Genomic DNA, 12,052 nt, shown 5'->3' on the forward strand with positions numbered 1-12,052 from the left:
CGCCACAGCAAAGCGGACAGTCGCCTCAGGCGATGCAGGCGCAGACGATCAGCGCGGCGCCGAAGTGGGTGGCGGCGCTGACCCGGGCCGCCGGGTGCGGCTCGTCCGAGCAGATGACCTCGCCGAGCTTGCCCGGGGTGAGCAGGTCGAGCACGAAGAAGGCCAACGCCATGATGGCCAGCCCAACGATGCCGAAGATCACCGTGGAGGCGAGACCCCTGCCGAAGTCGCTGTAGCTGGTCAGGATCGCGGTGAACACGATCCCGGCGATGCCGAGCTGGTTGGCGGCCAGCAGCAACCCCGCGTTGGCGTTGCGCTGCACCCAGATCAGGTCGCGCAACCGACCGGGCGTGAGCAGGTCGACCAGCACGAAGCCAGCCGCCATGAGCCCCACGCCGACGATCCCGAACACGACGCTCTGCCAAGCACCGCTGAGCAGATCCTCCAGCACCGACTGCCTCCCGACTCTCCGCCCGGAGGGGGACCGGCGCGGTGATCGAGACGATAGCGGCAGCGCGCAACCGCGTCAGCCCCGCGGTTACAGCGCCAGGTAACGCTGCCGCTCGTACGGGGTGACCTCGCGCCGGTACTGCTCCCACTCGGCCCGCTTGTTGCGCAGGAAGAAGTCGAAGACGTGTTCGCCGAGCACCTCGGCGACCAGCTCGGAACCGGCCATCACGTCGATCGCCTCGGCGAGGTTCTCCGGCAGCGCCTCGTATCCCATGGCACGCCGCTCGGCGCTGGTCAGCGACCAGACGTCGTCTTCGGCGCCCGGCGGCAGCTCGTAGCCCTCCTCGATGCCCTTCATGCCGGCGCCGAGCAGCACCGCGAAGGCCAGGTAGGGGTTGGCCGCCGAGTCCGGGGAGCGGACCTCGACGCGGGCCGAGTTGGGCTTGCCGTACGCGGGAACGCGGACCAGCGCGGACCGGTTGAGGTGACCCCAGCAGACGTACGCTGGGCTCTCGGTGATCCGGTCCGGCAGGGCCTGCGGGAAGAGCCGCTTGTACGAGTTGACCCACTGGTTGGTGACCGCGGTGTATTCCCGGGCGTGCACCAGGAGGCCGGCGATGAACGACTTGGCCACCTTGGAGAGCTTCATCGGGTCACCGCTGTCGTGGAACGCGTTGCGCTCCCCCTCGAACAGCGACAGGTGGGTGTGCATCCCGCTGCCCGGTTGGTCGGTGAACGGCTTCGGCATGAAGCTGGCCTGCACTCCGGTGGAGAGCGCCACCTCCTTGACCACGTGCCGGAAGGTCATGATGTTGTCGGCGGTGGTCAGCGCGTCGGCGTAGCGCAGGTCGATCTCCTGCTGGCCGGGCGCGACCTCGTGGTGGCTGAACTCCACCGAGATGCCGATGCGCTCCAGCGCCAGCACGCCCTGGCGGCGGAAGTCGCGAGCGACGGCATGCGTGGTGTGCTCGAAGTAGCCGCCGGTGTCGACAGGGGTGGGCACCGAGCCGTCCTGCGGGCCGTTCTCCAGGAGGAAGAACTCGATTTCGGGGTGGGTGTAGAAGGTGAAGCCCTTCTCGGCGGCCTTGGACAGCGCCCGGCGCAGCACGTGCCGGGGGTCGGCCCAGGACGGACCGCCGTCGGGCAGCAGGATGTCGCAGAACATCCGGGCGCTCTCGCCGCTGACCCCGCCCTCGAACGGGAAGACCTGGAAGGTGGTCGGGTCGGGCATGGCCACCATGTCCGATTCGAAGACCCGGGCGAAGCCCTCGATCGCCGAACCGTCGAAGCCGATGCCCTCCTCGAAGGCCGCCTCCAACTCCGCCGGCGCCACCGAGACGCTCTTGAGCGTGCCCAGCACGTCGGTGAACCACAGCCGGACGAACCGGATGTCCCGCTCTTCCAGCGTGCGGAGGACGAACTCCTGCTGACGGTCCACTTCCCCAACCCCTCGCGACACTCTTATGTCCGCCTTGGCCGGGCTGCACCCGACCTGATCGCCCAGTGTTCCCGGGCCTGGTTACGCAGACGTTACGCGAACTGCCGCCGCCCGTCCCCTCGCGTCCCGCCCCGCGAGCGAGTGCCTTTGCCACCCGACGAACGCCTGCCACCGCAGCGTGGCGGCCATCTCGTCCGAGGGTACGGATTCTCCCGAGGAGGCTGGGGCAAGATGAGGACATGCCCACCCTGCGTCTCGCCCTGTCCCAGGTCAACCCGAGCGTCGGCGACCTCGCCGGAAACGCCGACCTGGTCCGCAGCTGGACTCGCCAGGCCGCCGATGCCGGTGCCCAGCTGGTGCTCTTCCCGGAAATGATGCTCACCGGTTACCCGGTCGAGGACCTGGTCTTCCGGCGCTCCTTCGTGGCCGCGTCCCGGGCCGCCGTGGAACGGCTCGCGGCCGACCTCGCCACGGACGGCCTCGGCGAGGTGCCGGTGGTGGTCGGCTACCTGGACGCCGACGGGCCGCCGCAGGTGAGCGGCGACGCCGAGCCGGGCCGGGGTGCCCGCAATGCCGCCGCGCTGCTGCACCGGGGGGTCGTCGCCGCCCGCTACTTCAAGCACCACCTGCCCAACTACGGGGTCTTCGACGAGGACCGCTACTTCGTCCCCGGCGACACCCTGACGGTGGTGCGGATCGGTGGCGTGGACGTCGCGCTGACCATCTGCGAGGACCTGTGGCAGGCCGGCGGCCCGTTCGCCGCCGCCCGGCAGGCCGGCGTCGGCCTCGTGGTCAACATCAACGGCTCGCCGTACGAGCTGAACAAGGACGACATCCGGCTGCCGCTGGTCCGCCGCCGGGCCGCCGAGGCGGGCGCCGCCATCGCGTACGTCAACATGATCGGCGGGCAGGACGAGCTGGTCTTCGAGGGCGACTCGATGATCGTGACCGCCGACGGTGAGCTGCTCACCCGCGCCCCGCAGTTCGTCGAGCATCTGCTCGTGCACGACGTCGAGCTGCCGGCCGCCACCGCCGCGACGACCACGGAGACCGTCGCGGACGGCATGCGCATCGTGCACAGCACGCTGGACGGCGTTCCGGCCGCGCCGACCGGTCCGGCCGTCACCGGCGGTCTGATCGAGCCGGTGGCCGACGAGGCCGAGGTGTGGCAGGCCCTGGTGCTCGGCCTGCGCGACTACGTCAACAAGAACCGGTTCCCGTCGGTGGTGCTCGGTCTCTCCGGCGGCATCGACTCGGCGGTGGTGGCCGCGTTGGCCGTCGACGCCCTCGGGCCGGACCGGGTGGTCGGGGTGTCGCTGCCCAGCCAGCACTCCTCCGAGCACTCCCGCGAGGACGCCGCCGACCTGGCCAAGCGCACCGGCCTGGACTACCGCGTCGAGCCGATCCAGCCGATGGTGGACGGCTTCCTGGCCAACCTGTCGCTGTCCGGTGTGGCGGTGGAGAACCTCCAGGCCCGGGTCCGTGGCGTGATCCTGATGGCGCTGTCGAACCAGGAGGGCCACCTGGTGCTGACCACCGGCAACAAGAGTGAGCTGGCGGTCGGCTACTCCACCCTCTACGGCGACTCGGTGGGCGGCTTCAACCCGGTCAAGGACGTCTGGAAGACGCTGATCTGGCGGCTCGCGAAGTGGCGCAACACCGACGCGGCACGGCGCGGCGAGACCGCACCGATCCCGGAGAACTCGATCGGCAAGCCGCCGAGCGCCGAGCTGAGCCCGGGCCAACTGGACAGCGACAGCTTGCCCGACTACGACGTCCTGGACCCGATCCTGATCGGCTACGTCGACGGCGACCTCGGCCGCGACGGGCTGGTCGAGTCGGGTCACGACCCGGCGGTGGTGGACAAGGTGCTGCGGCTGGTGGATACCGCCGAGTACAAGCGGCGGCAGTCGGCACCGGGCACGAAGATCTCCATGAAGGCGTTCGGCCGGGACCGCCGTCTGCCGATCACCAACCGGTGGCGCGAGCACGGCTGAGGCGTACCCCCTGGGGGTGGCGGGTCGGTGGCGCGACCCGGCGCCTGCTCGCGGGGGCCGCGCGGCGCGGGCCTCGCGGTTTCGCGGTGGAGTGACATCTTGCACTGGGCCCTGCCGTCACCCCGTCTCACGGTGCGACGATCGCGACGGAACCCGGGGACCGCGCAGGCGGCCTCGAGGAAGGGAGACAGAGATGGTGGAGTCCACTCCGAACGAGGTGACCGCGCTGTACGGCGGCCCGGCCACCCGACGGGTCCGCACCCGGGACCTGATCGCCGCGAAGGAGCGCGGTGAGCGGTGGCCGATGCTGACGTCGTACGACCAGTACACGGCGTCGATCTTCGACCAGGCCGGCGTGCCGGTGCTGCTGGTCGGCGACTCGGCCGCGAACAACGTGTTCGGCTACGAGACAACCCTGCCGGTCACGGCCGACGAGCTGCTTCCGCTGGTGCGGGCCGTGGTGCGGGCGACCCGGCAGGCGCTGATCGTCGGTGACCTGCCGTTCGGCTCGTACGAGGAGGGGCCGGCGCAGGCGCTGCGCACCGCCGTCCGGTTCATGAAGGAGGGTGGCTGCCACGCGGTGAAGCTGGAGGGGGGCCGCCGCTGCGCCGAGCAGATCGCCGCGATCGTCGGCGCCGGCATTCCGGTGATGGCGCACATCGGTTTCACCCCGCAGAGCGAGCACACCCTGGGCGGTTACCGCGTGCAGGGCCGGGGCGACGCCGCCGACGAGGTGCTCGCCGACGCGCGGGCGGTCATGGAGGCGGGGGCGTTCGCGGTGGTGCTGGAGATGGTGCCCGGCGAGGTGGCGAAGCGGATCACCCACGAGCTGCCGATCCCGACGGTGGGCATCGGCGCCGGCCCGGACACCGACGCGCAGGTGCTGGTCTGGCAGGACATGGCCGGTTTGCGGACCCGTAAGACGCCCCGCTTCGTCAAGCGGTACGCGGACCTGGCCGGTGTGCTCACCGACGCCACCCGGCGTTTCGCCGACGAGGTCCGAGGCGGCGAGTTCCCGGCCGCCGAGCACACCTTCTAGGGATGCTCACGGCGTGATCCACTCGGGTTTGCCGAAAACGCGGTGTCCCTGACCTCGGGACACCGCGTTTTCACGAAACCGGAGTGGATCACGCCACCAGAGAATGACTCAGATGTCGGTGACGCGGACGCCCGCGTGTGCCTTGTAACGCTTGTTGATCGCGATCAGGTTCGCGGTGAACGCCTCGATCTGGTGGGCGTTGCGCAACCGGCCGGCGTAGATGCCGCGCATCCCCGGGATCCGGGCGGCGAGCGCGCCGACCACGTCGACCAGCTCGCGGTCCTCGGTGCAGATCAGCACGTCCAGGTCGATCCGGTCGACCTCCGGGTCGGCCAGCAGCGGGGCGCTGACGTGGTTGAACGCCGAGCAGACCCGGGAGTCGGGCAGCAACGCGGCGGCCTGCTGCACGGCGCTGCCTTCGTCGACGGTCAGCGCGTACGGGCCCTGCTTGTCGAAGCCGAGCGGGTTGACGCAGTCGATGACGATCTTGCCAGCGAGTGGCTCGGCGAGGCCGGCGACGGTGGCGGCGTGCCCGTCCCACGGCACCGCGATGATCACCACGTCGCTGCGTCGGGCCACCTCGTCGTTGGCCGCGCCCGTGACACTGCCGGTCGCCGGCACTCCGGGCAGGGCGGCGATCTCGGCGGCGGACTCGGCGGCCCGCTCAGCGTTGCGGGAGCCGATCAACACCGTCTGCCCGGCCCGCGCGAACCGGTAGGCGAGGCCTCGCCCCTGGTCGCCGGTGCCACCGATGATGCCGACCGTCAGCCCGGACACGTCGGGGAGCGTGCTCGCGTCGTATGCCATGGGTTCATCCTCGCAAACCGACCGGTCCGGCAGCAGCGCGGAGCACTGTGACGATCCCCGCTGCCCCCGAGGGCCGCGCCGGCAGGCTCAGGCCAGCTCGAACAGGACCGTGCGGGCCGTCGGGTCCGCGGTGACCAGCCGGACCCGGACGCGTTCGCCGAGCGGCAGCTCGCCGAGGCAGCGGCTGCGCACCGGCGGGGCGTCCAGCGCGACCGTGCCGCCGGGCGGCCGGGTGCGGGCCCGGCCGTTGGGCGGCGCGTCGACGTCCAGCACGGCCGCGTCGAAGGTCTCACCCACCCGGTGCGCCAGCAGCACCGCCTCGGCCAGCTCGACGGCGCCGCGGGTGGCCGTCGAGGCGGTCCGGTCGGTGCTGGCCATCACCTCGGGCAGCCGGGGCAGCGCGGCGCGGGCCCAGTCGGGCACCGGCTGGCCCGCGTGCAGCGCCAGGCAGATCTCCGTGGCGTACCGGTCGGCCAGACGCCGCAGCGGCGCCGTGACGTGGGCGTACGTGGCTGCCACGCCACCATGCTCCGGTTGCTCCGGCACCGTCCCGTCGAAGGCGGTGTACGCGGCGCCGCGCATCAACTCGGCCGCCTGGTCGATGAACGCGGCGGCGCGCGGCTGGGATGCGTCCAGACCGGCGATCACCTGACCCGGGCCCACGCCGTCCGGCCAGTGCACGCCCAGCGGCGCGGCGGCGGCCCGCAGCCGCTGCACGGCCTCCGGTTTCGGCGGCGGCATGGTCCGCAGCAACCCGATCCGACCGGCCAGCATGATGTCGGCGGCGGCCATCCCGGTCAGCAGCGAGATCTGCGCGTTGTGCTCCTCCATCGGCACCGGCGCGCGCAGCACCAGCCGCCAGCCGTCGCCGTCGGGCTCCAGATCCTGCTCGGGCAGCGGCAGGTTGATCGCGCCCCGGCGCAACCCGCGGGCCGTCAGCCGGTCGCCGATCTCGGGCAGCAGTGCGATCGGCTCGGGCAGCCGCCCGGCGTCGGCTGCCGCCTGCACCCCGGTGTAGTCGAGTTTGGCCCGGCTGCGGACCAGGGCGCGTTCCAGCTCGACGGCCACGGTGCCGCCGTCGGCGTCCAGGTCGATGGTCCAGACCACCGCGGCCCGGTCGTCGTCGGGCAGCAGGCTGGCAGCACCCTCGCTGAGCGTGTGTGGGTGCAGCGGCACGTTCCCGTCGGGCAGGTAGATGGTCTGCCCGCGCCGCCAGGTCTCCGCCTCCAGCGCGCCGCCCGGGCTGACGTGGGCGGCGACGTCGGCGATCGCGTACCGCACCCGGTAGCCCCCACCTGGGCGGCGGGCGAGGTGCATCGCCTGGTCCAGGTCACGAGAGGTGGCCGGGTCGACGGTGACGAACGGTACGTCGGTGCGGTCGACGGGCGGTCGCGGCGGCGCGCCGGCCGCCTCGTCGGCCTCACGTTGGGCGTCGGCCGGGAACTCCCCGGGCAGACCGAGTTCGCGGCGCAGTGCGCCGAAGTCGATACGGGGCGCGAGTACGCGTCGGATGACCACGACTCAATCCTGACAGCGCCGCCGGTGATCCGCTTCCGGTGACCGGCCGAGATATCTCTCCCCGGGCGAGCCGGGTCGAGCTGCGCTCAGCCGGTCGCCTTCCGGGCAGCGCTGCGCGGGCTCCGGGGCGCGGTGGCGCGGGCGGCGGCGGGGCGGGCCGGTGACTTGCGGGCGGTCACCTTGCGGGCCGGGGCCTTGGCCGCGACGGTCTTCTTCGCCGGGGCCTTCTTGGCCGCCGCCTTGCGCGCGGTGGTCGACGAGGTGCCCGTCGCCTTCGCGGCCGGGGCCTTCTTCGCCGGGGCCTTGCGAGCACCGCCGCTGGGACCGGTCGACGCGGTCTTCTTCGCCGGCGCCTTCTTGGCGGCCGTCTTCGTCGCCGCCGTCCTCTTCGCCGCTGTCTTCTTGACGGCGGACGCCTTGGTCGCGGTCTTACGCGCCGGCGCCTTCGCCGCGGCGGTGGTCTTCTTCGCCGCCGAGGTGGTGGTCTTCTTCGCGGCGCTCACGGTCTTCTTCGCGGCGCTGGTGGTCTTCTTCGCCGTGCCCGTGGTCTTCTTCGCCGTACCCGTCGTCTTCTTCGCGGCGGCGGTGGTCTTGCGCGTCGCGGACGCCGGGGCCTTCTTCGCCGCGACAGTCGTCGAGCGGGTGGTGGTCTTCTTCGCGGGGGCCTTCTTGGCCGTGGTGGCCTTGGTCGTGGTCTTCTTCGCGGGAGCCTTCGTGGCCGCCGTGGTGGTCTTCTTCGCCGGGGCACGTCCCGCGCCGCCGGCGGCCTTCCTCGCCGGGGCCTTGGCCGCCTTCGCACCCGCTGTGGACTTGCGGACGGGGGTGGTCCGGCTCGCGGCCGTGTTGCGCTCCGCCGCGGCGGTCTTCTTCGCGGTGGTGCGTCGGGCGGCCGGGCGGGTGGTGGCCTGCTGTGCTTCGGCCATCGTGGTTCCCTCCTTGGGGACGTGCTCTCGCGTGCGTCCTCGCGGAGCACGAAATGCCTCGGCGCGGGCCGTCCCGCGCCGCCTACTTGTTCTCCCCGGCCCAACGAGCGTCCTCGGCATCCCACGCCTCGTTCCGCTCCTGCACGCGTTGCAGGGCGTTCTCCGCGTCGGCCGCCGAGTTGTACGGGCCGAGAACGTGCTTCGCCGGACACACGTCGGCGTCCGTCTCGACCCGGTGATGCCGGGTGCACCAGTAGAACTGCCCACCACGTTCGCTGTCGCTCATGGGAATCACTGTGCACCGCGAACCGGCAGGCCGCCACCGGATCGCACAAGTCGCCGACCCTCTCCACAGTAGATATGCATGGGGTTCGTCGGGCCGGAATGGCGAAACGCGTGGGACTGGAACACCAGAAGATGCGCAGGTGAGCCTCGCTGTGGGGTCGCGCCTATGATCGCCGGATGGGGACACCGGACTACATCGTGGGGATGCGCAAGCACGTCGGCCACGAACTGCTCTGGCTGCCCAGCGTCAGCGCGGTGGTCCGCAACGACGCCGGTGAGCTGCTGTTGGGCCAGCGTTCCGACGACGGGCGCTGGTCGGTGATCAGCGGGTTCGTCGAGCCGGGCGAACAGCCGGCCACCGCGCTGGTCCGTGAGGTGCGGGAGGAGACGGGTCTGGACGTCGCGCCGGTGCGGATGTCCAGCGCCGTGTCGCACCCGCACACGTACCCCAACGGGGACCAGTGCGAATACCTGAACCTGAGCTTCCTCTGCCGGGTGGTGTCCGGCACCGCCCGGGTCAACGACGACGAGTCGCTGGCCGTCGGGTGGTTCTCGGTGGACCGGCTGCCCGAGTTGGACAAGCACGCCCTGCTGGTCCTCGCGTACGCGCTGCGGGAGAACCAGGTGGCCGGTTACCTGGAGCCGGGCATGACGTGGGACGACGTACCGGACTGAGGTTCACACCGGGGTCGCCGCGAGGACGACCGGCTCGGCGGGGGCCGACCGGGCCGCCCGGATGGTGTACGCGAGGGCGTAGGGCGAGCAGGCCAGGTAGAACATCGGCTCCACCAGCACCTCGTCGGTGATCAGGAAGATCTCCCAGCGGGTCGGCCGGGGCAGGCCGAAGTTCCAGTCGGTCAGGCAGGAGAAGAGCCACAGCGGTGCCGAGATCCGGTCGACGGAGTCCTCGGCCGTGCCCTCGATCAGAGGGCCGGAGCCGGGGATGTTGTCGACGACGAGCAGGATCACGGCGAGGTCGGCGACGACGAGCGCGCCGAGGATGCCCAGCCACCAGGCGGCCCGGGCCCGGCCGCGCGCGACGAGGGTCGCCGCGGCCCAGAGGACCAGGGTCAGGCCGGCCAACCAGAACAGCAGGCCGGGCACGGTGCCGGGCATGTTGTCGGGAGCGAGGGTGTACCCGGCCAGGGCCATGACCGCACCGATGGGGAGCACCACCCCGAGCGCGATTCGCAGCGGACCGCCGAGCGCGGTGTGCCGTGCCCAGCGTGCGGCGCGCACCGCGAGGAGGACTGCCGATCCGGTCGTCAACACCGACCAGAGCGGCAGTTGCACCTGAGGCGGCAGCCCGGCCCATTCGAGGGCCACGTTCATCAGCACCGCGCTGGCGAGCACGATCAGGGCGCAGGCGATCGGGGACAACAGCAGCGCGGCTGCCGTGCGGCGGGCCCGCCGGTGCAGCACGCTGCGGTCGACCACCGGCGTGCCGGCCCGGCTCACCGCGAGGCTCGCGGCGAAGCCGAGCATCTTCGTCCGATGGCCGCTCTCGGCGAGCACGTGCACCTCGGCGGCCCATTCGCGGCGCAGGTCGTCCCGGACGTCGACGGGCCAGCGGCGGGCGGCCATCTCCAACAGCAACGCGGCGACCCGTCGGCTCACCATGCCGGGGCCCCGGTCGGCTCGGTGCCGCCCCACGGTGGACGGCCGTCGGGGATCGCGGCGCGCAGCTCGGCGAGCGCCTGACGGGCCTGCGTCACCCCGATCGCGGTGAGTCGGTAGTAACGGCGGGCCGGCCGGCCGGCCGCGACGGGGTCGATCGCCTCCCAGTCGGCGTCCAGCCAGCCGGCCTCGGTGAGCCGGTGCAGCACCGGGTAGAGGGTGCCGCTGGGCAGGCCGGTCAATCGCATCAGGTCCAGCCCGTAGCGCTGCTCGTCGGGTTCGGCGAGCAGCGCCGCGAGCACCTTCACCACCGGGATGGTGATCCGCATCCGACCACTGTATCGGAACTCTACATAGGGGTGGGTACCCGTTCGACGGGAATCCACAGCTCGGCGTCGGCCTGGGTGCCGTCCGCGGAGACCCGCACCCGGGAGATCTCCGGTCCGGGTCGGCTGCGGTACGGGTTGGACGGAAACCACTGGGTGAACACGTCGCGCCACAGGTGCTGCACCGCCTGCGGGAAGGCTCCGGAGGTGGTGAACACCGCCCACGTCCCGGCCCGCACCGGCAGCGCGTCCAGGTCCTCCGGTGGCACGGCACCGGTCACCACACCGTGCCAGTAGTCCAGCTCGGTGCCCTCCTCCCGGCTGTCGGCGAGGTTGTCGCTGACGTTGACGATCCCGGTCGGCTCCTGATCGGAGAGCGCCTCGATCCGTGCGGTCGTCTCCTTGTCGATGCTCCGGATGAACGCGACGATCGCCGGGTTCATCCCCTCGTGCACCAGCGGGACCCGGGCCTTGCGCCCCACCAGCGCGAACGCGTCCTTGCTGACGATTCGGTACTCCATGCTGCCGCTCCCTTCGACGGTGAGTCGGAAGGACATCCGGGGCTGGGCACGCAACGCTGCCCCCGTACGCCGAGCCTCTCCGGGCCCCACGCCGTGCACGGCGTGGAACGCCCGCGCGAACGCCTCAGCGGACCCGTAGCCGTAGTGCACCGCGACGTCGAGCAACGTCCGCTCCCCCGCCAGCACGTCCGCCCCGGCGACGGTGAGCCGACGCCGTCGGATGTACTCCGACAGCGGCATCCCGGCCAGTGCGGAGAACAGCCGCCGGAAGTGGTACTCCGACGTCAGCGCGATCCGCGCCAGCTCGGCCACCTCGATCTTCTGGTCGAGGTGCCGCTCGATGTACGCCATCGCCTCGTTGAGCCGATCCAGCACCCGGGCCTCCTTCCCTTTCGAGCACTGACGCTAGGTCGCGGGGTCGGTGGCCCACCCGACATCCGATGCCCGCATCGGTCGGGTGCGGCCGCACCGGTCGTCGTGTCGTAGCCTGGCGGACTTTGCTTCTTCAGGAGGTTGACGTGGCCGAGTATCCGCAGGACGTCGTGCAGCGCTTCCACGGCACCCCCGAACAGGTCGACGCCGGTCTGGTGGGCGACCCGCCACGGACGTGGGAGTCCGTCGTCATCGAGGAGTACGACCCGGCCTGGGCGCAGCGGTTCACCGCCGTCCGGTCGTCGCTGACCGAGGCGCTGGGCGCTCTGATCATCGCGGTGGAACACGTCGGGTCCACGGCGGTGCCGGGGCTCGCGGCCAAACCCGTCATCGACATCGACCTGGTCATCGAGGACGCCGACGAGGAGTCCGGCTATCTCTCCGCCCTGGAACGGCTCGGTTACCGGCTCGTCCTACGGGAGCCCTGGTGGCACGGGCACCGGATGCTGCTCAGCGCCGCCGAGGACGTCAACCTGCACGTCTGGCCGCAGGGCGCGCCCGAACCCGTCCGGCACCGACTCTTCCGCGACTGGCTGCGTTCGCATCCACACGACCGGGAGCTCTACGCCGCGACCAAGCGACGCCTCGCGCGGGACACCGCGCACCGGCCCCGCGACTACAGCCTGGCGAAGAACGACGTCATCGACGAGATCTACGCGCGCATCTTCGCCGCCTGAGGCTGGTCGGCGGTCCGGGACC

The 12,052-nt window shown here is 71.7% G+C and carries 13 protein-coding genes; 4 read left to right on the forward strand and 9 right to left on the reverse strand.

Going from position 1 to position 12,052, the window contains the following annotated elements; genetic code table 11:
• Positions 1-25 precede the first annotated feature (25 nt).
• A complete protein-coding gene (locus HNR22_RS11270; protein WP_179780319.1) occupies positions 26-451 on the reverse strand; it encodes a DUF350 domain-containing protein in 426 nt (141 codons plus the stop codon).
• A gap of 87 nt (positions 452-538) precedes the next feature.
• Complete coding sequence (glnA, locus tag HNR22_RS11275; protein ID WP_179780320.1) at positions 539-1,888, reverse strand: type I glutamate--ammonia ligase; 1,350 nt, start codon at positions 1,886-1,888, stop codon at positions 539-541.
• A gap of 239 nt (positions 1,889-2,127) precedes the next feature.
• Between glnA and HNR22_RS11280 the strand changes: the two genes are divergently transcribed.
• Positions 2,128-3,885 carry an NAD+ synthase gene (locus tag HNR22_RS11280; protein WP_179780321.1) on the forward strand — a complete coding sequence of 586 codons (1,758 nt, stop codon included), beginning with the start codon at positions 2,128-2,130 and terminating at the stop codon, positions 3,883-3,885.
• A 193-nt stretch (positions 3,886-4,078) separates the two neighbouring features.
• Positions 4,079-4,924: a 3-methyl-2-oxobutanoate hydroxymethyltransferase gene (gene panB, locus HNR22_RS11285; protein ID WP_179780322.1), complete on the forward strand. Its 846-nt coding sequence runs from the start codon at positions 4,079-4,081 to the stop codon at positions 4,922-4,924.
• A gap of 108 nt (positions 4,925-5,032) precedes the next feature.
• Here panB and npdG read toward each other — a convergent pair whose 3' ends face one another.
• The 4 genes from npdG to HNR22_RS11305 all read right to left on the reverse strand — a co-directional run bounded on the left by npdG (position 5,033) and on the right by HNR22_RS11305 (position 8,458).
• Positions 5,033-5,731, reverse strand: coding sequence for an NADPH-dependent F420 reductase (gene npdG, locus HNR22_RS11290; protein ID WP_179780323.1), 699 nt, complete (start codon positions 5,729-5,731; stop codon positions 5,033-5,035).
• Between the two features lie 87 nt (positions 5,732-5,818).
• Positions 5,819-7,249: an RNB domain-containing ribonuclease gene (locus HNR22_RS11295; protein ID WP_179780324.1), complete on the reverse strand. Its 1,431-nt coding sequence runs from the start codon at positions 7,247-7,249 to the stop codon at positions 5,819-5,821.
• An 86-nt stretch (positions 7,250-7,335) separates the two neighbouring features.
• Complete coding sequence (locus HNR22_RS11300; protein ID WP_179780325.1) at positions 7,336-8,172, reverse strand: histone; 837 nt, start codon at positions 8,170-8,172, stop codon at positions 7,336-7,338.
• Positions 8,173-8,254: 82 nt separating this feature from the next.
• Positions 8,255-8,458 (reverse strand): hypothetical protein, encoded by a 204-nt coding sequence (locus tag HNR22_RS11305; RefSeq protein ID WP_088949509.1) that lies wholly within the window; start codon positions 8,456-8,458, stop codon positions 8,255-8,257.
• Positions 8,459-8,634: 176 nt separating this feature from the next.
• Between HNR22_RS11305 and HNR22_RS11310 the strand changes: the two genes are divergently transcribed.
• Positions 8,635-9,132 (forward strand): NUDIX hydrolase, encoded by a 498-nt coding sequence (locus HNR22_RS11310; RefSeq protein ID WP_179780326.1) that lies wholly within the window; start codon positions 8,635-8,637, stop codon positions 9,130-9,132.
• Between the two features lie 3 nt (positions 9,133-9,135).
• On the opposite strand, the gene HNR22_RS11315 is transcribed toward HNR22_RS11310, so the two are convergent.
• Genes HNR22_RS11315 through HNR22_RS11325 form a run of 3 tightly spaced genes read right to left on the reverse strand, consistent with a single transcriptional unit; the run spans position 9,136 to position 11,296 of the window.
• Positions 9,136-10,077, reverse strand: a complete 942-nt coding sequence (locus HNR22_RS11315) for a hypothetical protein (RefSeq protein WP_218906337.1) — start codon at positions 10,075-10,077, stop codon at positions 9,136-9,138.
• Positions 10,071-10,403 carry a PadR family transcriptional regulator gene (locus tag HNR22_RS11320; RefSeq protein ID WP_179780327.1) on the reverse strand — a complete coding sequence of 111 codons (333 nt, stop codon included), beginning with the start codon at positions 10,401-10,403 and terminating at the stop codon, positions 10,071-10,073. The genes HNR22_RS11315 and HNR22_RS11320 overlap by 7 nt, the downstream gene beginning before the upstream one ends.
• A 20-nt stretch (positions 10,404-10,423) precedes the next feature.
• On the reverse strand, positions 10,424-11,296 hold the full coding sequence (locus HNR22_RS11325; RefSeq protein ID WP_179780328.1) for a GyrI-like domain-containing protein: 873 nt from the start codon (positions 11,294-11,296) through the stop codon (positions 10,424-10,426).
• A 143-nt stretch (positions 11,297-11,439) separates the two neighbouring features.
• Between HNR22_RS11325 and HNR22_RS11330 the strand changes: the two genes are divergently transcribed.
• Entirely contained in the window at positions 11,440-12,030 is a 591-nt protein-coding gene (locus tag HNR22_RS11330; RefSeq protein WP_179780329.1) for a GrpB family protein, read from the forward strand.
• The last annotated feature ends 22 nt before the right edge of the window (positions 12,031-12,052 follow it).

The sequence above is a fragment of the Micromonospora jinlongensis genome (assembly GCF_013410645.1).
In the GTDB taxonomy this organism is placed as follows: domain Bacteria; phylum Actinomycetota; class Actinomycetes; order Mycobacteriales; family Micromonosporaceae; genus Micromonospora; species Micromonospora zamorensis.